The 19,418-nt window shown below is 69.2% G+C and carries 18 protein-coding genes; 7 read left to right on the forward strand and 11 right to left on the reverse strand.

Annotation, left to right across the window (positions count from 1 at the left end; genetic code table 11):
• Window positions 1–5 precede the first annotated feature (5 nt).
• From QNA08_RS07425 to QNA08_RS07460, 8 genes are all read right to left on the reverse strand, one after another.
• The gene (locus QNA08_RS07425; RefSeq protein WP_283740044.1) at window positions 6–1,880 is read right to left on the reverse strand and encodes a bifunctional sugar phosphate isomerase/epimerase/4-hydroxyphenylpyruvate dioxygenase family protein; all 1,875 of its coding nucleotides are present in this window, start codon (window positions 1,878–1,880) and stop codon (window positions 6–8) included.
• Window positions 1,881–1,930: 50 nt separating this feature from the next.
• A complete protein-coding gene (locus QNA08_RS07430; RefSeq protein WP_283740045.1) occupies window positions 1,931–2,662 on the reverse strand; it encodes an ABC transporter ATP-binding protein in 732 nt (243 codons plus the stop codon).
• Between the two features lie 12 nt (window positions 2,663–2,674).
• Complete coding sequence (locus QNA08_RS07435; protein ID WP_283740046.1) at window positions 2,675–3,418, reverse strand: ABC transporter ATP-binding protein; 744 nt, start codon at window positions 3,416–3,418, stop codon at window positions 2,675–2,677.
• On the reverse strand, window positions 3,418–4,413 hold the full coding sequence (locus tag QNA08_RS07440; RefSeq protein WP_283740047.1) for a branched-chain amino acid ABC transporter permease: 996 nt from the start codon (window positions 4,411–4,413) through the stop codon (window positions 3,418–3,420). Before QNA08_RS07440 ends, QNA08_RS07435 begins: the two co-directional genes overlap by 1 nt.
• Window positions 4,410–5,285: a branched-chain amino acid ABC transporter permease gene (locus QNA08_RS07445; protein WP_283740048.1), complete on the reverse strand. Its 876-nt coding sequence runs from the start codon at window positions 5,283–5,285 to the stop codon at window positions 4,410–4,412. Before QNA08_RS07445 ends, QNA08_RS07440 begins: the two co-directional genes overlap by 4 nt.
• 185 nt (window positions 5,286–5,470) lie before the next feature.
• Window positions 5,471–6,616, reverse strand: a complete 1,146-nt coding sequence (locus QNA08_RS07450) for an ABC transporter substrate-binding protein (RefSeq protein WP_283740049.1) — start codon at window positions 6,614–6,616, stop codon at window positions 5,471–5,473.
• Between the two features lie 35 nt (window positions 6,617–6,651).
• Window positions 6,652–7,581 (reverse strand): shikimate dehydrogenase, encoded by a 930-nt coding sequence (locus tag QNA08_RS07455; protein WP_283740050.1) that lies wholly within the window; start codon window positions 7,579–7,581, stop codon window positions 6,652–6,654.
• 122 nt (window positions 7,582–7,703) lie between these two features.
• On the reverse strand, window positions 7,704–8,642 hold the full coding sequence (locus tag QNA08_RS07460) for a LysR family transcriptional regulator (RefSeq protein ID WP_283740051.1): 939 nt from the start codon (window positions 8,640–8,642) through the stop codon (window positions 7,704–7,706).
• A 317-nt stretch (window positions 8,643–8,959) separates the two neighbouring features.
• Here QNA08_RS07460 and QNA08_RS07465 point away from each other — a divergent pair, with 317 nt between their 5' ends.
• From QNA08_RS07465 to QNA08_RS07495, 7 genes are all read left to right on the forward strand, one after another.
• Window positions 8,960–9,529 carry an HPF/RaiA family ribosome-associated protein gene (locus QNA08_RS07465; protein WP_283740052.1) on the forward strand — a complete coding sequence of 190 codons (570 nt, stop codon included), beginning with the start codon at window positions 8,960–8,962 and terminating at the stop codon, window positions 9,527–9,529.
• Window positions 9,526–9,978: an archease gene (locus QNA08_RS07470; RefSeq protein ID WP_283740053.1), complete on the forward strand. Its 453-nt coding sequence runs from the start codon at window positions 9,526–9,528 to the stop codon at window positions 9,976–9,978. Before QNA08_RS07465 ends, QNA08_RS07470 begins: the two co-directional genes overlap by 4 nt.
• Before the next feature lie 143 nt (window positions 9,979–10,121).
• Window positions 10,122–11,552, forward strand: a complete 1,431-nt coding sequence (locus tag QNA08_RS07475) for an RtcB family protein (RefSeq protein WP_283740054.1) — start codon at window positions 10,122–10,124, stop codon at window positions 11,550–11,552.
• A gap of 128 nt (window positions 11,553–11,680) precedes the next feature.
• Window positions 11,681–14,146 carry a Lon protease family protein gene (locus QNA08_RS07480; protein WP_283740055.1) on the forward strand — a complete coding sequence of 822 codons (2,466 nt, stop codon included), beginning with the start codon at window positions 11,681–11,683 and terminating at the stop codon, window positions 14,144–14,146.
• On the forward strand, window positions 14,143–15,036 hold the full coding sequence (locus tag QNA08_RS07485) for a hypothetical protein (RefSeq protein WP_283740056.1): 894 nt from the start codon (window positions 14,143–14,145) through the stop codon (window positions 15,034–15,036). The genes QNA08_RS07480 and QNA08_RS07485 overlap by 4 nt, the downstream gene beginning before the upstream one ends.
• 166 nt (window positions 15,037–15,202) lie before the next feature.
• Window positions 15,203–16,117 (forward strand): carbohydrate kinase family protein, encoded by a 915-nt coding sequence (locus QNA08_RS07490; RefSeq protein WP_283740057.1) that lies wholly within the window; start codon window positions 15,203–15,205, stop codon window positions 16,115–16,117.
• Window positions 16,118–16,270: 153 nt separating this feature from the next.
• The gene (locus QNA08_RS07495; RefSeq protein WP_283740058.1) at window positions 16,271–16,420 is read left to right on the forward strand and encodes a hypothetical protein; all 150 of its coding nucleotides are present in this window, start codon (window positions 16,271–16,273) and stop codon (window positions 16,418–16,420) included.
• Between the two features lie 12 nt (window positions 16,421–16,432).
• Here QNA08_RS07495 and QNA08_RS07500 read toward each other — a convergent pair whose 3' ends face one another.
• Genes QNA08_RS07500 through QNA08_RS07510 form a run of 3 tightly spaced genes read right to left on the reverse strand, consistent with a single transcriptional unit; the run spans window position 16,433 to window position 19,418 of the window.
• Complete coding sequence (locus QNA08_RS07500; RefSeq protein ID WP_283740059.1) at window positions 16,433–17,059, reverse strand: nucleoside/nucleotide kinase family protein; 627 nt, start codon at window positions 17,057–17,059, stop codon at window positions 16,433–16,435.
• 35 nt (window positions 17,060–17,094) lie between these two features.
• Window positions 17,095–18,135, reverse strand: a complete 1,041-nt coding sequence (locus tag QNA08_RS07505) for a zinc-dependent alcohol dehydrogenase (protein WP_283740060.1) — start codon at window positions 18,133–18,135, stop codon at window positions 17,095–17,097.
• Window positions 18,132–19,418: an aspartate aminotransferase family protein gene (locus tag QNA08_RS07510; RefSeq protein WP_283740061.1), complete on the reverse strand. Its 1,287-nt coding sequence runs from the start codon at window positions 19,416–19,418 to the stop codon at window positions 18,132–18,134. Before QNA08_RS07510 ends, QNA08_RS07505 begins: the two co-directional genes overlap by 4 nt.

Raw genomic sequence — 19,418 nt, forward strand, 5'->3', positions numbered from 1 at the left:
CGCATTCAGCGCAGAGGCACGGCGAGCGGCCGGCTGTCGCGCCGCTGGGCCGCGAGCCGCACGGGGGCGTTCGCCGCGCCGTAGCCCACGTAGCCACGGCGCTCGACGATCTCGAAGAAGACGCCGCCGACGACGGCATGCGTGTAGACCTGGAAGAACTCGCCCTCGTCGTTGCGCTCGTAGAGGATCTCGTTCGCCCTCAGGGCGGCGATGCGCTCGGGCGCGAGGTCGTAGCGCGCCTCGAGGTCGTCGTAATAGTTGTCGGGGATGTCGAGGAAGGTCAGGCCGCTGGCCCGCATGGCTTCGACGGCGGCGAAGATGTCGTCGGTCGCGAAGCTGACGTGCTGGGTGCCGGAGCCGAAGAAGTCCGACAGGAAGCGGCCGGACATGGTCTGGGCCGCCTGCGAACCGTTCAGCACGATGCGGACATGGCCGTCGGGCGCCTCGACCGCGCGGCTGAGCACGAGCCCGCCGGGATCCGCCACCTCGACCTGCGACCGCTGCTCGAGCGCGAAGATCGACGTGTAGAACAGGAGCCAGGACAGCATCTCGTCGTACTGCATCGACTGTGCGACGTGATCGACCCTTCTCAGGAGCGGCGCTGCCTCCGCCTCGTCGCGGGGGACGAAATCGTGGTGCCAGATATCGGCGAGGTCGCCCTTGGGCTCGGTGAAGTAGATGAGGCTGCCGCCCACGCCCCGAATGGCCGGGATCGTGAGTTCGCCCGGGCCGACCGGCTGGCTGAAGGGCACCGCCTGCAACGCTGCAGCGCGGCGCAGGGTCTCGCCGACGTCCGTGACGCGAAGCGCGAGCGCGCAGATGCCGGGGCCGTGGGTGATGTAGTGGGCGTGGCCAAAGCCCTCCTTGTCCATGTTGAGGACGATATTGATGTCGCCCTGGTGCCAGTGCTCGACGGCCTTGCTCACGTGCCGGCCGCTCAGCCTGAAGCCCATGGCCGCGAGGATGACGCCGAGCTGGGCACCGGCCTCCTCGTCCACCGCGAATTCGATGAACTCGACGCCCGCGATCTGCGACCGCCTCGGCAGGACGGCGGCGGTGCCGGGGCAGCTGCGTGCCACGTCGTCTTCGAGGACGCGCAGCGAGCGCAGGCCGTCGACGGCCGTGCGCGCGGCGGAGCCGGCGCGGAACTGGTCGTTGAAGATCTCGAGCGACAGCGGGCCGTCGAAGCCCGTCGCCTCCACCGCCTGCATGAAGGCGCCGACCGGCAGGTCGCCCTGGCCGGGGAAGCAGCGGAAATGCCGGCTCCAGGAGAGGATGTCGAGATCGAGCTTCGGTGCGTCGGCGAGCTGCACCATGAAGATGCGGTCGCCGGGGATGGCGCGGATCGGTTCCACCGGCAGGCTGCGGGAGAGCACATGGAAGCCGTCGAGGATGATGCCGACGTTCGGATGGTCGGCGCGGCGCACGATCTCCCAGGCGTCGCGGTAGTCATTGACGTGGCGCCCCCAGGCGAGCGCCTCGAAGCCGATGCGCAGGCCCCGCCGGGCCGCACGCTCGCCAAGCTCGCGCAGATCCGCCGCGGCCCGGTCGATGCCGCCCAGGGACTGGGCGGCAACATTGCTGCAGACGAGGAGGAGATCGGTTTCGAGCTCCTGCATCAGGTCGAACTTCCGCTCGGCGCGCGCGAAGGCGCGGGCGCGGTACGGCTCCGGCAGGCCCTCGAAATCGCGGAACGGCTGAAAGGCGAAGAGCGTGAGGCCGAGATCGCTCACCATCCGCCCAACATCCCGTGGCGTGCCGGGAAAGGCGATGAAGTCGTTCTCGAAGATCTCGCAGCCCGTAAAGCCGGCTGCCGCGATTGCCCTGAGCTTCTCGTCCAGGGTGCCGCTCAGCGACACGGTGGCGATCGAGGTCTTCATGGGAAGTCCCCCCGCAATCTCTGGCGGGCGCCTGACGCGCCCATCCGCGTTCAGGCCGCGAGGCCGCCGCCGAGGAAGAGCTGGCCGATGCGCGGGTCGTGCAGGATCCTGTCCGCCTTGTCGACGATGCGCGTCTGGCCGAGCTCGAGCACGATGCCGTAGTCGGAGATCTCGAGCGCCGAGCGCGCGTTCTGCTCGACCATGAGGATCGACACGCCCCGGGCGCGCAGGTCCTTCAGGATGCCGAAGGTCTCCTGCACCATCATCGGCGAGAGGCCGATGGAAGGCTCATCGATGAGCACGAGCTTGGGGTCGAGCAGCAGGCCGCGCACGATCTCGAGCTGCTTCTGCTCGCCGCCGGAAAGCGTCGAGGCCTGCTGATTGGCCTTCCTGCGCAGGACCGGGAAGCGGTCGAGCGCCGCCTCGATGCGCCGCGGCATGTCGGTGATCGACCGCCCGGCGGCAACCGCGCCGAGCTCGATGTTGTGGCGCACGGACAGCTCGGGAAAGATGTTGCGCCCCTGCGGCACGTAGCAGATCCCGGCCTCCAGCAGCCGGCGCGGCGGCGCATTCGTGACGTCGCGACCGAGGAAGCGGATCGAACCGCTGCGCACCTTCAGGAGGCCGAAGATCGCCTTGAACGCCGTCGACTTGCCCGCGCCGTTCGGGCCGATGATCGTCGTGATCGCGCCCTTCGCCACGTCGAAGCTCGTCCCGTTGAGGATCGTCATCGGCCCGTAGCCGCCGACGATGTCGCGGACCTCGAGAACGATGTCGTTCATGCTCTGCACTCCTCAGTGCCCGAGATAGGCGTCGATGACGGCGGGGTTCCGGCGGACCTCCTCGGGACGGCCTTCCGCCAGGACCCTGCCTTCGGCCATGACCACGACACGCGTGCACAGGGACATGACGAAGTCCATGTTGTGCTCGATGACCACGAATGTCGCCCCCTGCTCGCGGTTCATCGCCTGCAACCGGTCCTTCAGGTCGCCGAGCATCGTCAGGTTCACGCCGCCGGCCGGCTCGTCGAGCAGGACGAGGCGCGGGCCGGCCATGAAGGCCATGGCGGCGTCGAGGAGCTTCTGCTGGCCGTAGGAGAGCCCGCCCGCCTTCTCGCCGGCGAGATGGCTCATCTTGAAGAAGCCGATCATCCGGTCGGCAGCCGCCGTCAGGCCGGCGTCGCGCGGGCCGAGAAGCCGGCTCAGCATCGTGCCCTTGTGCTCCTGCCCCGCCAGGATCAGGTTCTCGCGCACCGAGAGCTGCGGAAAGACCTGGAGGAGCTGAAAGGTGCGGCTCACGCCGAGCCGGTTCAGCTCCGACGGGCGCATGCCGGTCACCACCCGCCCGTCGAGCCTGACCTCCCCGTCCGTCGGCGCGAGCTGGCCGAGGATGCAGTTGAACGTGGTCGACTTGCCGCAGCCGTTGGGACCGATGAGGCCGAGGATCTCCCCCTCCTCCACGTGGAAGGACACGCCGTCGACCGCCTTGATGCCCCCGAAGTGCTTGCGCAGCCCGGAGACTTCGAGCACGCGAGCCATCACGCTGCCTCCGAATTGAGGACCGGCTTCGCCGCCGCGCGCGCCTGTGAGGCGGCGCGGGTGCGACGGGCGGTCAGATGACGGTCGAGGATGCCGAGGATGCCGGTGGGCGAGATGACGAGCAGCACCATGACGAAGACGGCATAGGCGATGAGATACCAGCCCTCCATGAAGCGCAGCCACTCCGGCAGGAGCACCGCGATGAGGGCACCGAGGAACGGGCCGAGGAAGAAGCCCGCCCCGCCGACGATGACCATCATCAGGAGATTCAGTGACAGGGCGAGGGTGAAGGGGGTCGGGTCGACAAACTCGACGAGCGGCGCGTAGAAGGCGCCCGCCACGCCCCCGAGCGCCGACCCGATGGCGAAGGCCATCAGTGTGTAGCGCCGGGTGTCGACGCCGAGCGACAGGGCCCGCACCGGATTCTCGCGGAGCGCGACGAAGGCGCGCCCCCAGGGCGAACGCACCAGCCACCAGACCGCGAAGCTCACGACCGCGAGCGCGCCGAGGCACAGATAGTAGAAGGGCAGCGGCTTTGCCGTCGCGATGCCGAGCACCGACGGGCGCGGCACGCCGACGATGCCGTAGATGCCCTTCGTCAGCCACTCCTCGTTGCGGAACACGAGATAGGCGAGCGTCGAGAAGGCGAGCGTGACGAAGGCGAGATAGTGGTGCTGCACCCGGAGTGCGGGATAGCCGAGAAGCCACCCGACGGCGAAGGAGACAGCAAGCGCCGCGGCGAGCCCGACGACGAAGGGAAAGCCGCTCGTCGTCAGGATGGCGACCGCATAGGCGCCGATGCCGACGAAGGCCCCCTGGGCGAGCGATATCTGGCCGGCGTAGCCGAGCGTCAGGTTGAGGCCGATGGCGGCGATGGTCATGACCGCCCACAGGCTGAGGATGTAGATGCCGTAGCGGTTGAGCGCGAGCGGCAACAGGACGAGGGCGGCGGCGCCGGCGATGCCGGCGAGCCAGGCGGCGAGAGAGCGGGTCATACCGTGCGCTCCTCCACACGACCGAGGAGCCCCTGCGGCCGGAACAGGATGATGACGATGAGCAGGAAGAGCGGCACCGCGGCGCGGTACTGCGCCGACACATAGGCCGCCGCCAGATTGTCGACGACACCCAGCAGGAGGCCGCCGGCGACGGCGCCGCGCACCTGGTTGAAGCCTCCGACGATTGCCGCGATGAAGGCGGCCTGGCCGAGGATCTCGCCCGTGGAGAACTTGGCGAGGTAGATCGGCGTCACGAGCAGCGAGCCGAGCGCGACAAGCCCCGCGTTGATGAGGAAGGTGTAGAGGATCATCCGCTCGACCGGGATGCCGACGATGCGCGCCACGGTGGGGTTCTGCGCGGTGGCCTGCATCTGGTGGCCGACCGAGGTGCGCGTCAGCAGCAGGTTGAGCGCCACCACCGCGAGCACGGCAATGACGAGCACGCCGAGGCTCTGCATCGACACGGGCACGCCCAGGACGTCGACGTTGCCGGCGGGGACGACCGACGGGAAGGGATGCGCCTCGGCGCTGTAGAGCTCCTTGACCGATTCCTTGAGGGCGATCGACAGCGCCATCGTGGCGATGGCGAGCGGCAGGACGCCGTGGCGCAGCATCGGGTCGACCAGCACGCGCTTGAACAGGAGGCCGAGGACGAGGAGCGACAACCCGATGCCGACGAGCACCGCCAGCATGAACGGCAGACCGAGGTTCATGGCCGCGAGCATGAAGAAGGCCGGCAGCATGACGAACTCGCCCTGAGCGAAGTTGATCGTCTGCGACGTCTGCCACAGCAGGGTGAAGCCGATGGCGACAACCGCGTAGATGGCACCCGTCGCAAGACCCGCGATGAGCAGATTGAGAAAATTCGACATGATCGCACTCCAGGGACGCGTTCCGCCCGTCGGTCCCTTGCAGGCCGGGAGACGCGAAGACCTCGCATTCTCCAAACCCGTTCCGTTCGGCGTCCGTGCCGTGTCGTCGGCGCGCATCGGCGCCTGTGCCCGGTGTCCCGCCCGGTCGGGAGCGCCGCGCCTTGCCGACGCTCCCGACAGTCACCTCAGTTGCCGAGCTTCGGCAGCACCTTCTTGACGACCTGCCGGCCGTTCTCGACCTCCACCAGGAAGCCCTGCCGGTCGATGTCGCCGTTCTTGTCGTAGGTGACGTCCATAAGGATGCCGGGCTCCTGCGCGGCGCTGATGGTCAAGCCGTGCAGCGTGTCGGCGAAGGCCTTGCGATCCACCTTGCCCATCTTCTCGGTCACGGCCTTAACCACGTAGACCGCGAGATAGCCCTTCAACCCGTTGTGGTCGGGGACGTAATTGTACCTCTTCTGGAACTTCTCGCGGAATTGCTGGATCGCCGGCACGGGCGCATCGGTGGTGAGGCCGACGTGGCCGCGCGCGCCGTTCGCCGCCTCCCCGGCGAGATCGATGACCTTCTGGCCGACGAGGGTCGTCTCGCCGATGAGCGGCAGGGTGAGGTTCTGGCGCTTGATCTCCTTCAGGATGCGCGCGCTCTCTTCCTCGTTGAGGTAGATGAAGGCGGCATCGGCGCCTGACGCCTTGACCTTCGCGACATCCGCCGCGAAGTCGGCCTGGCCGGCCTCGGTCGAGATGTCCGCCGCGACCTTGACGTTGCGCTTCTGCAGCTCGGCCGTGATCACGTCGCGGCCACCCTTGCCGAAGTCGTTGTTCACCCAGACGACGGCAACTGACTTTGCCTTCAGGTCGTCGGCGAGATAGGCGGCGACCTTGGGCATCGACGACTGCTGGCCGAAGGACGTACGGAAGAGATGCGTGTGGCCGGCCTTGGTCAGCTCGGCCGCCTCGCCGCCCATGATCTGCGGGACCTCGGCCTGCTGCGCGAGCGACGCCGTCACCTTCACCGATCCGGAGTAGCCGGGCCCCAAGAGGACGTAGGGCTCACCGTCGAGGGCCTTCTGTACCTGGGCACGGGCGATGCCGGGGTTCGACTGGGAATCGGCGTGGGTCACCTCGAGCTTGCGCCCCAGGATGCCGCCCTTCTCGTTGATCTCGGCGACGGCAAGGTCGATGCCATTCTTCCAGTTCGTGCCCACGGTCGCCCCGGGGCCGGAGAGTTCCGCCACGTTGGCGAGCTTGATCGTGCCGCCCGACTGAGCATGGGCCGCCGTGAGCGCCGCCAGCCCCGCCAAGGCGGCGAAGGTCGTCTTCAACACCTTCATTCCAGGTTCCTCCCTTGCACTTGTCGTTCGGCCGTTCACCGGTCGTCTTCTTGCGCCTCGCGCATCGCCATCACGGCGTCGAAGGCGCTCGCCATCGCCTCGGGCTCGGGATCGACGCCGACAAACAGGCGGAAGGCGTCGACCGCCTGGGCGATGGCGAGATCCCGCCCCGTCATGACGCGGGCGCCGGCGGCCCGTGCGTCCCTGAGAAGCGTCGTCCACAACGGCGTATAGACCGCGTCGGCGACGAACAGCCCCGCATGCAGGAGCCGCGCGTCGACCGGGCTCGCAAAATTCGGTTTCATGCCCGCAGGTGTGCCGTTGACCAGGCCGACGGCGCCGGCGAGTGTTTCCTCGATCGAGCCGGCGACGTGTGCCCGGCACCGCCCCTCGAGGGCTGAGGCGAGGTGCTCGGCCTTGCCGGTCGCGCGGTCGAAGATGCGCAGCTCGCGCACACCCTGCTCCGCCAGGGCGAAGGCGGCCGCCTTGCCGACGCCGCCGGCGCCGATCAGGGCGACCGGCCCGAAGCCGGCCTCGCGCACGAGGGGCGCGCTCACGCGGGCAAAGCCAGAGGCATCGGTGTTGTGGCCGACGAGCCGGCCATCCCGCACCACCACCGTGTTCACGGCGCCGATCATGGCGGCGGCGGGCGACAGTTCGTCGAGGAGCGGGACGACCGCCTCCTTGTAGGGAAAGGTGACGTTGATGCCGGCGAAGCCGAGGCGGCGAACGCCCTCGAGCATGGCGCGCAACGCGTCGCCGTCGGCCCCCGGCACCTCGATCAGGTGGTAACGGCAGGACAGGCCGGCGTGCTGCGCCGCGGCCTCGTGCATGGCCGGCGACGCCGAATGGGCGATCGGATAGCCGAGAAGCCCCGTGAGCAGACGCCGTTCCGGCGGCGTCGGATCGACGATCGCGGTGCGAAGTCCGGTTTCCCTGGCGGCGGCAGGCTGGAGCGCGGCCATTCGGCCCTTCCTCCCCTCAGACGTTCCCTTCGGCGCTCGTTGTCATGGCGCCTTCGAGGGGAGCATCGGTACTCTCCACCGCTAACACAAGTACCATTTTGTACGTGATGCGTAACATGATGTTATGGGCGTGCCACGGCACTTCCACGTGTTGCGGCGGCTCGCGGCGCATTTGCCACGCCCCGCATCTCCTCGCTGAGAAGCTTGACGAAATGCTCCGCGTAGACCGAGAGCGTGACGTCATTGCGCGTCATGAGAAAGGTCTTGAACTCGGTCTTCTCGCTGATCTCCAGGGCGGTGATCCCGGGCTGGCTGCCATAGGCGAGCGTGAACTGGTCGATGACCGCGATGCCAAGCCCCGCCCGGACCAGCGTGCATACCGTCGAGCCGAAGCGGGCGCGGATCGTGATCTCGAAGGAGATGCCGCTGCGCCGGAAGATGTCGGCCATGATGCGGCCGTAGGGGTCGGCGGGATCGATGCCGATGAGCGGGTGGCTCGCGATCTCGCGGGGCGTGACCTCCGTGCGGCTCGCGAGCGCGTGCCCCTCCGGCACGATGCAGAACAGGCGCCCGTGGGCAAGCTCGCGCGAGGCGATGTTGGGATGGGCGATGCTGTGGCTCATGGCCACGAGCTCGCCCTTGCCCAGGAGCAGGTAGTCGAGCGTCTCCTCCATCTTGAGGATGTTCAGGTCGATGACGAGGTCGGGATGGCGCCGCCGCAGGCGGACGATGGCCCGCGGCACCATGACCATCGAAATGCTGGGGGCAGAGCCGATCTTCAGCTCCTGCCCGGTACCGATGTCGACCCGCTCGATGAGGTAGCGCAGGTCCTCGACGTCCTTGTAGACGTTGTTGATCTGCTCGAAGATGTGCGCCGCGCGCGGGGCCGGCAGATAGCGCCCGTGGCGCCTCTCGAAGAGACGGAAGCCGAGCGATTGGTCGGTGTATTTGAGCAGCCGGCTGACGCCGGGCGCGGAGATGTTGAGAAGCCGCGCCGCCCCCGCGATGGTCCCCGTCACCAGAATCGCGCGGATGATCTCGATCTGCCGCAGCGTGACCACGACCCGTTCCCGCCGCCCTCATCGCCTCGATCTTCAGCAAGCGGCGGGGCGGGCGGGCTGTCAAGCGCGGATGCAGCGGAGGGCCCCATGCCCCGCACCGGCGAGGCACGACGGCGTGATCACAGACGCCGGGCGCCTGGGGTCGGCGGGCGGAGAGTGTGCTATCCTGATTTCCCGTGCAGCCCGCCGGCCGGGCAACGGTCGGGTGGCTTTCCGTTGCGCCGAACCGCGCTTCGGCTGACCCCCACCTCCCGGAAATCATCGCCCTTGCGGCGGAGCTGGACAGGCTCATCGGATCGCAAGACCGGGAGTGAGCGATGGAAACCCCACCCCAGATCGAGTTCCACGGCGTGGACGCAACCGATGCCGTGCGCGAGACCATCGACGCGCAGATCGGCGCGCTCGAGGAGCGCTTCGGCCGCATCACCGCCTGTCGGGTCGTGCTCAGGGGACCGGGCGGCCGCCACCGCAACGGCGGCCTCTACGAGGTCAACATCTGGCTCTCGCTGCCCGGCGGGCGGGAGGTCGCCGTGGGGCGCACGCCGCACGCGGATGTACGCTATGCCGACCTCGCCTTCGCGCTCAACGACGCCTTCAAGCGGGCCCGCAGGCGCCTGCAGGACAAGGTCCGCCGCCTGCAGGGCCAGATGAAGGTCCACGAGGCGCATCCCACCGCCACGGTGGCACGGCTCGAGCAAGGGGCCGACTTCGGCTTCCTCGAAACGAGCGACGGCCGCATCGTCTACTTTCACCGCAACAGTGTCCTGAACGAACAGTTCGATCGGCTGAAGGTCGGCACCCGGGTCGCCTATGTCGAGGAGGCCGGCGTGCAGGGCCCCCAGGCGAGCACGGTGAAGCGGCTCGGCCGGCACGGCATGCGGCCATGACGGGCACCACCGCGAGCAACGCGGTCGGGAGGGGGCCGGGCCGCTGGGAGCATTTCCCGCACGATGCCGACGTCGGTGTGCGCGGTTTCGGGGCGACAATGCAGGAAGCGTTCGAGCAGGCCGCGCTTGCCCTCACCGCCGCGGTCACCGACGCGCGGATCCGGCCGGAACACAGTGTCGCGGTGACCTGCCAGGCGCCCGATCCGGACCTGCTCTTGGCCGCGTGGCTGAACGCCATCATCTATGAGATGTCGGTGCGACGCATGCTGTTCGGAGGCTTCGAAGTCGAGATCACGGGCGGTCAGCTGCGCGGAACGCTGGCGGGGGAGCCCGTCGACGTCGCGCGGCACGCGCCCGCCTGCGAGCCGAAGGGCGCGACCTTCACGGAGCTGCGTGTCGCGCGGGAGGCGGACGGCCTGTGGACCGCCGCCTGCGTCGTGGACGTCTGACGCCAGCCGGCGCCGGCCCGCCCCCCGCCACGCATCGCCGACCGCGAGAGGCCCGGTGACGGGCCGCACACCGTGCCGCGCCGGCGCGACAGGCAGCGGATGCCGCCGCATCGCGGCGGCCCGACAGCCAGAGGAGGATCGCGATGGATCCCCGGCGCTTCACCCAGATCGACGCCACCACCTGGCGGATCGAACCCACAGGCGCGATGCGCGTGCCGGCCGTCATCTATGCCGACGAGGACCTGATCCGCGGCATGGACGACAAGGTCGGCGTCCAGGCCTGCAATGTCGCAACCCTGCCGGGCATCGTGACGGCCTCCTATGCCATGCCCGACGCGCACTGGGGCTATGGCTTCCCCATCGGCGGCGTCGCGGCCTTCGATCCCGACGGGGGAGGCATCGTCTCGGCCGGCGGCGTCGGCTTCGACATCTCCTGCGGCGTGCGCACCATGCTCACGGACCTCGCCGTCGCTGACATCGAGCCGGTGCAGTCGCGGCTCGCCGATGCCCTCTTCCGAGAGATCCCCGCAGGCGTCGGCAGCCGGGGCGCGATCACGCTCGACACGGTGGAAATGGATCGCATGCTCACGGGCGGCGCCCGCTGGGCGGTCGAGAACGGATGGGGCGAGAGCCGCGACCTGGAGCGCATCGAGGAGGGCGGCGCCGTGCCGGGCGCCCGGCCCGATTGCGTCTCCGAGCGTGCCAAGGGGCGCCAGCGTCACGAAATGGGGACGCTCGGCTCCGGCAATCACTATCTCGAGGTCCAGGCCGTTGCCGAGATCGTCGACCGCGACGCGGCACGCGCCTTCGGTCTCGCACAGGACCAGGTCGTTGTCACGATCCACTGCGGCTCGCGCGGCCTCGGCCACCAGATCGGCACCGAATATCTGGCGGGCATGCCGGTCGCTGCCGCGGCGGCCGGAATCGCCCTGCCCGACCGCGAGCTCGCCTGCGCGCCGATCAACTCCGATATCGGCCAGCGCTATCTCGGCGCCATGCGCGCCGCCTCCAACTGTGCCCTGGCCAATCGCGAGATCCTCGGCCACTACGCGCGGCGCATCCTGCGCGACTTCTTCCCGGAAGTGGCTGTCGACCTGCTGTTCGACGTCTCGCACAACACCTGCAAGGCCGAGACCCACACCGTCGACGGCGAGCCGCGCGAGGTCTACGTCCACCGCAAGGGCGCGACGCGCGCCTTCGGCCCCGGCCACCCGAGCCTGCCGGATGCCCTGCGGGCCGCCGGCCAGCCCGTGCTCATCGGCGGCAGCATGGGCACGGGCTCCTACATCCTGGCCGGGCTCGCCTCCAGCGAGGAGAAGGCGTTCGGCTCGGCCTGCCACGGCGCGGGCCGCGCCCTGTCGCGCCATGCGGCGCTGAGGCAGTGGAGCGGGCGCGGCATCGTCGACGAGCTGGCGGCGAGGGGCATCCTCGTCTGCAGCCCGTCGGCCCGCGGCGTCGCGGAGGAGGCGCCAGGGGCCTACAAGGATGTGGGAGCCGTGGTGCTGGCGGCGGAGCGGGCGGGGCTCGCCCGCCGCGTGGCGCGCCTCAGGCCGCTGATCTGCATCAAGGGGTGAGAGCGCCGAGCCGCCCGCGCGCCCAGCCGGCGGATGCGTGATCCTCGCAGCGCGCTATGCTGGAGGCGCCTGTGGCGCCGCCGTCACCGCGCGTCGCTCGCGACCGGCCGAGGGAGAAAGACCGTCCCATGTCACCAGACGAGCTCGAGCCTGCCGATCACGCCGCCAACTCCCCTCTTCGGCTGCCGGCCGAGCGTCTCTACCGCCCCGCCGACCTGTCGGCGGTGAAGCTCGAGACGACCGCCGACCTGCAGCCGATCGACGGGCTCGCCGGCCAGCAGCGGGCGCTTGACGCCGTCCGCTTCGGCAGCCGGGTCGCGAAACCCGGCTTCAACCTCTTCGCCATCGGCTCGACAGGGGCACGCATGCATGAGGCCGTCGAGGCGATGCTGCGCGCCACCGCGGCGGACAGACCCACCCCCTCGGACTGGGTCTACGTCAACAATTTCGCCGAGCCCCACAGGCCCTGCGCGATCGAGCTTCCCGCCGGGCGGGCGCCGCAGTTTCGCGATGCCATGCGGTGTCTGATCGAGGATCTGAAGGCGGCCTTGCCGGTCGTCTTCGAGGGTGAGGACTACCAGACCCGGCGGGGCGCCATCGACGAAGCCTTCCAGAAGAAACAGGCCGACGCCTTCGCCGAGCTGCGCGGCAAGGCGGAGGCGAAGGGGATCGTCATCCTGCGCACGCCGCTCGGCTTCGCCCTCGCGCCGGCCCGCAACGGCCAGGTGGTGCCGCCCGATGAATTCAATGCCTTGCCGGAGGCTCAGAAGCGCGCGGTGCAGGAAGCCATCCAGGGCCTTGAGAAGGACCTCGAGCGCATCGTGCGCCAGATCCCCTCATGGGAGAAGGAGCGGCGCGACGAACTGCGCAAGCTCAATCGCGATACAGCCAAGCGCGCGGTCAGCCAGCCCATCGACGACGCGAAAGCCGGCTTCACGGACATCGCGCGTGTCGTCGAACATGTCGAGGCCGTGCGGACCGATCTGGTCGAGAACATCGCCATGTTCGTGATGAAGGGCGACGGGGATGAGGCCGTGACGATCGACACCGGGTCCGGCAGCCCCTTCGACCGCTACGAAGTCAACGTGCTGGTGACGCAGGCCGGGCGGGCGCAGGGCCAGCCGATCGTCCAGGAGCTGCACCCCACGCTCAGCAACCTGACCGGAAGGATCGAATATCTGTCCCGCCAGGGAGCGCTCGTCACCAATTTCCGCCTGATCAAGGCCGGGGCGATGCACCGGGCCAACGGCGGCTATCTCCTGCTCGACGCCCGCAGCCTCCTCACCGAACCCTTCAGCTGGACCGCGCTCAAGCGGGCGCTCCGGCGCCGCGAGATCGTGACCGAGGACGTGGGTCGTTTCCTGGGCTTGACCAGCACGGTCTCGCTCGAACCCGACCCGATCCCCCTCGACGTCAAGGTCATCCTGTTCGGCGACCGCCTGCTCTACTACCTCCTGGCGGCGCTCGATCCGGAACTCGGCGAACATTTCAAGGTCCTGGCCGACTTCGAGGATGACATCGATCGCTCCGCCGAGAACGAGGCCGTGCTCGCCCGCCTCATCGCCACCATCGCCCGTCACGACGGCTTGCGAGCGATCGACCGCGACGGGGTTGCCCTCGTCATCGAGCATGCGGCGCGCGTCGCCGACCACGCGGGCAAGCTCACCCTGCTCGTCGACCAGATCCGCGACCTCGTCGTCGAGGCCGACTTCTGGGCCGGAGAGGCCGACGGCGGCGTCGTCTCGCGCGCAGACGTCCAGCGCGCGCTCGACGAACGCGTCCGGCGCAATTCGCGGCTGCGCGACCGGGCCCGGGAAACGATCCTCCAGGACGTGGCCCTGATCGACACGACAGGCGCCCGCATCGGGCAGATCAACGGCCTCAGCGTCATCGAGCTGGGCGGCTTCCGCTTCGGCCGGCCGACGCGCATCACCTGCCGGGTGCGCCCCGGCCGGGGCCAGGTGGTCGACATCGAGCGCGAGGTGAAGCTCGGCGGCCCCGTCCATTCCAAGGGCGTGCTCATCCTCTCCGGGTTCCTGGCGGGGCGCTATGCCCTGGACACCCAGATGTCGCTCTACGCGAGCCTCGTGTTCGAGCAGTCCTACGCGGGCGTCGAAGGCGACAGTGCTTCGTCGGCCGAGCTCTATGCGCTCCTCTCCGCCCTCGCCGGCATCGCCCTGCGCCAAGACATCGCGGTGACCGGCTCGGTCAACCAGCACGGGGAGATCCAGGCGATCGGCGGCGTCAACGAGAAGATCGAGGGCTTCTTCGACATCTGCAAGGCGCGCGGCCTGACAGGAACGCAGGGCGTCGCGATCCCGAAGGCGAACGTCCAGCATCTCATGCTGCGCCGGGACGTGATCGACGCCTGCGCCGAAGGCCGGTTCGGCGTCTACGCGATCGCCACCGTCGACGAAGGCATCTCGCTGCTTGCCGGGCGTCCTGCCGGAGAGCGCGGTGCCGATGGACGCTACCCCGCGGACACGGTAAACGGGCTGGTGGAGGAGCGGCTGCGGGCCTTCGCGAGCATCCGCCGCCGCTTCGACGAGACGGGCCGGCCGTTGCAGGAAGGAGCGCCGGAGGAGGCGCCATGACGGGTGCCAGCCCGCAGTTCCGACGGATCGTGCTCGAGCTGCACCGAAGCGGCTACGATCCAACGACCGTGCAGCTCGCCGTCGAGCTCGCCGAGCTCATGCATCTCGATCTGTTCGGCCGCTTCATCGACGACCCGGGCATCGTGAGCCTCGCCGGCCTGCCCTTCGCCCGCGAATTCCGCGTCCTGGAATGCGAGTGGCACGTCCTCGACTCCGAAGGCGTGACGCGCTCCCGCGACCTCGCCATCGCAGCGGCGCAGCGCCTGTTCGCCAAGGCCGCCAGGACGTCGACCGCCACCTGCCACTTCGAGATCGTGCACGAAACCGCTGCCGGTGCCGCGCGGGCTGGCGTTCGCGCCGAGGACATCCTCGTCGTTTCCCAGGCGACGGGCGCCGCCGGGCGCGCCGCCGAACCCCTGCCGCTCGCGGTGGACGCGGCCTTCCGGACGGCCGCGGGCGTGCTCATCGTGCCAGGACGCATCGCGCGGCGTCACGGGCCGGTCGTCGCCGTCGTGGGCGGCCCCGACGACCCCAGTGTCGATGTGGCGAACGCTCTCGCGATAGAGGCGAAGGAAGCTCTGCTGCTGCTCGATCTGCGATCCGGCGTCCTCTCCCGTGCCGAAACGGGCGAGCGCGCCACCCGCACCGATGACCTGCTCGGCCTTCAGCGGACACCTGCTGCCACGGCGGATGCGGGCGCGGTCACGCACCTGCTCGGCCCCACGCGGGAACGCCTCATCGTCGTCCGCCGCGGCGTCATTGACGACGCGATCCTGTCGACGATCGCATCGCGGCGCGGGGTCCCCGTGCTCGTCCTCGGCTCGAACGGCGCCGGCCGTCCCAGGTCCGCCGCCAGCACACGCCCGCTGAGGGCAGTCGGACGCACATGACCGGTGATCGGCGACGCCATTCCCGCTGGTGTGCCACCATGCTCGCACGCCGTCCCCGGGAGATGGAGCGCCCCGGCCACACCGTGAACGCCCTCCCAATACCGCCTGGCCCGGGCTCCTGCGGAACCCGACGCAGGCGGACCGCCCCGTCCGGAAGGAGCATCGCATGGCGCCTGCCGTCCTCGTGGTCGGGAATCTGATCCTGGATACGGTCGTCACCCTGGCGGAGCCGCTGTGCCGCGGACGGAAATATGTCGCCTCGGCGCGCAGCACGTTCCATGGCGGACAGGGGGCAAATGTCGCATATACCCTCGCGGGACTGGGCATCCCCGTCCGCTTCGCCGGCGTTGCGGCAGGCGACGCGGCGAGCCGCGCGGCCATCTCGGCGCTGGCCGCCATGGGCGTCGACACCAGCGCCGTGCAGATCGTCGACGACGCGGCGCCCCACGAGGCCGTCATCCTGCACGAGGCGGAAACAGGCGAGCGCACGATCGTCATGCACCGCGATCCTCGCCTGGTCCTCGCGCCGGCGCTGATCGACGCGGCGTGGACGGACACCCTGCGCGCCGTCTACCTCGACGGGCACGAGGATCATGCCAATGCGCGGGCGCTCGCGCTCGCCCGCGCCGACGGCGTGCCGGTCGTGGTCGACGTCGAGCGGGGGGATGCCGCCTATCGACAGGTCACGGCGCTCGCGGATCACATCGTCGGTTCACGGGCTGCAGTTCAGGCGCTTGCGGGAAAGCGGGGCATTCTGGCGGCGCTTCGCTCCCTGGCGGGGCCAGGAACCCTCTTCGCCTGCGCGACTGACGGCGCAGGGGCGATCACCTTCACCGGTCGCGGCGAGAATGGAGCGTTTCCCGTGCGGCCCGTCCGGCACCCCGTCGATACGACGGGCGCGGGCGACGCGTTCCGCGCCGCCTACATCGCAGGGCTCCATCGGGGCCTCGCCCCGCTGGGCGCCCTGCGTTTTGCAGTCGAGGCCGGCGCCGCCAAATGCGGCCATCTCGGGCCGCGCCTGCCGCCGGAAACCTTGCGCGGCCTTGCCGGGCGGCTCCGGGAGCTCGGTGCCGAGGCTTGAGCAACCGGCCATATGGGATTAGACTACTCCGGTATTGGTCAAGATCATGAATAGTCCATATGGAGAGTTGCCATGCAAAGCCCAAAATCAGTCGTTGCATCTGTGAAAGTCGCCCCTGAGACCATTGAAAAGCGCTTCACGAACGCCGATCAGTTGAAAGCCCATCTCAAGGGCCTCGCGGATCGCAAGGTATCCGCTCTCGTGGAGCTCTGTGGTGACGTCAACGTGCTCGCACCCGAGATCGCCAAGCTCGGCCTGAAGACGGACGGCGTCGCGCGCACCTCGATCTGCCTGAAGTCGTAGCAGAGCTTCCCCTCATGCCGCCGATCTCGCTGTCGCATAGGCGTCCAGGATGATGGATGCGACCGCCTCGGGCGAGCGATTGGTGGTATCCACGACGATCCAGGGCTCGTTCCGAGGGACGAGGCCGACCACGAAGTCCTCGTAAGCCTGGTGCAGCCGTGGATCGGAAGCCAGAAGAGAGTCGCGTGGCGAACCTGGCAGACGGCCACGCGCTCTCTCCTGTTTCGTGGCGAGGTCCGACGTCAGCATGACGCCGAGATCGAACACCGTTCGCGCGGCGAGGATACGCTCGGACGGGTAGATCTCCTTGCCGCCGTGAAAGAAGGCGTTGCGGCCCAGTTGGGTCAGCCAGTGCCGCTCCTGCAGGTGGATCGCGCCGGGAACGGGCGCAAGCGTCTGCAGATCGATCATCAGCGCCGCCGTATAGTACCAGTCGCGCGTCTCCAGATCATCGCTGAGCCGCGCCCGCTCGTCCAGGAAGCGCACCAGCGGCGCCGCCGACATGTAGCATTTGCGATAGACGACGGTCGGTGCCCCCGGCGGCACCGTCAAACGCCGCAATATGGCTTCGGCGACCGTCGTCTTGCCGATGTAGTCGACGCCTTCGATGGCAATGCCCGGTACGTTGACGATGGCCATGCCGTGCTCCCGCGGAACGTCTTCAGGCAACCTTCTCAGGTCGTGATCTCGACCGCGACCTTGGCGGCGCGAATCTCGCCATTCAGGCGGCCATCACCGATGTCGCAACCAACCAGACGAAAGCCTTCCTCGATCTCCTTGAATGGCACGGTCGCGTCGACGATCGTTGAGGCCGGCACCACGCCAGTCTCCACGGCCTCCAGGGCCTCGTCGAAGGTCCCGATCGTGTCGATCGAGCCGATGAGCGACACGCTCCGGTCGGTCAGCGCGGACGGAACGATCTCGACCGGTCGTGAGCGAAGTGCCACCAGGACGATCTTGCCGCCCCGGTCGATGACCTCGAGCAGATGGCTCAGGCCGACGCCGCTCGCCTCCACCGCCACATCCACTGCGCCATGGCTGCGCCGGATGGCATCGACGGCGGCCTCTCCGTCTGCAACCACGGTCCAGCGCCGACCGAAGATGGCCTCGGCCACGGCGCGGCGATGGGCGGAGCCGTCGACCAGGACACCGCCCGCCCCGCGGTGATCGAGAAGCGAGGCATAGATCAGCCCCATGGGCCCGCAGCCGAATACGAGCGCCCGGCGCCCGTCCAAGGCGCCGACCTGCTTGAGGCCGGTCAGGGCGCAGCTCGTGGGCTCGGTGAGAATAGCAAGCCTGAACGGCGTGGATGGCTTGAGCTTGCGCAGAAAGCGCGCCTCGGTCCGGTAGAGCGGCGCGAAGGCGCCGTCGGCGCTCACCCCGGTCTCGGTGCCCGGCTTGTGCACGCAATGGTTCGGCCGCCCCGTGGCGCAATAGCGGCAGCGGCCGCAGAAATAGGTCGGGTCGACAACCACCCTGTCGCCGGGGACGAAGTCCTCGACCTGCGCCCCGACGGCCACCACGACGCCCGCGGTCTCGTGTCCGAGCACAACGGGTGCCGACGCGACGTAATGCCCGGCGACGATGCCGACGTCCGTGCCGCAGATGCCCGTGGCCCGGATCGCGACGAGCACGTCCTCATCGCGCGCGATGCCGGGCTCCGGCCACTCCTCGATGGCCGCCCGCCAGGGGCCGCGATAGACGAAGGCCTTCATGCCTGCAGAACCCTGGAATGGGCCGGCGCCGGCACCGATGGCTCCGCCGTTTCGCCGAGCACCGCATCCAGGCGGTCGACAATCTCGTCCAGCTCCGCCTCGCTGGCGACGAGGGCCGGGCGCACCTTGACCACGTTCCCGCGCCCGTACTGCGAGGTCCTGAGCAGGAGCCGGTGGCGATCGCGCGCCACCTCCACGATCCGGTTGGCCCGTTCCACGTCCCGCCCGCCGTCAACTGTCACCATCTCGAGCCCCCACATGAGGCCGAGGCCGCGCACCTCGCCGATGCCGCGATGGCGATGGGAGAGCCGCCGCAGCCGTTCCCCGAGGAGCCTGCCCCTTCGCCGCACATCCGCCAGGAAGGAGGGGCTGGAGATCACCTCGAGCGTGGCGATGCCCGCTGCGAGCCCAAGGAGGTGGGCGCCGCTGGTGAAGGAATGCTCATGGCGTTCGAGCACGTCGAGCTCGCCGCGCATCAGCACCGCGGCAAGCGGCACCCCGCAGCCGCCGAGGCCCTTGGCCAGCACGATGATGTCCGGATCGAGCCCGAGGGCGACGGAGGCGAACATGTGCCCCGTACGCCCGAGCCCCGTCTGAACCTCGTCCGCCACGAGCAGGATGCCCCGCTCGGAGCAGAAGCGGCGGATCTTCGGAAAAAAGGCCGCCGGAGGCACGATGTTGCCACCGTTGCCGAAGACCGGCTCGACGATCAGGCAGGCGATCCGCGATGTTGCGGCGTAGGTCAGGATCTCGTCGATCTTGTCGACGCATTTGACGCCGCAGGTCGCAGGCTGGGCATCGTAGAAGCAGCGCAGGCAGTAGGGTGCCGGTGCGCGCACGGCAGCGGGAATGCTCGACGTCGCCGGGAACGCCTCCCGGCGGAAAGCTGGCCCTGCGAGACCCGTCGTGTACAGCGTCTGGCCGTGATGCCCGTAGAAGAAGGTGAGGACGCCTGGGCGCCCGGTTGCCTTCTGGGTGATGCGCACGGCGCATTCGACGGCGGTCGACCCCGTGATGTCGCGCAGCCAGACGGCATCGAGGCCGGCTGGGGCGAGCGCGGCGAGCTTGCGCGTGAACTCCTCCTTAAGCGGGCTCGCCATGCTGCTTCCGACATGCATGGCGCGTCGCGCCTGGGCGACGACTGCGTCCACCACGGCGGGGTGGGAGTAGCCGAGGGGCAGGTTGAAGGTGCCCGACACCGCGTCGAGATAGCGCTCCCCCGCCTCGGTGACGGCCCAGACCCCCTCCCCGCGTTCCATGATCGGCACTGTCGGAGTGGCCAT

Origin of the sequence: Chelatococcus albus, from assembly GCF_030067675.1 — a bacterium.
Taxonomy (GTDB): Bacteria; Pseudomonadota; Alphaproteobacteria; order Rhizobiales; family Beijerinckiaceae; genus Chelatococcus_A; species Chelatococcus_A albus.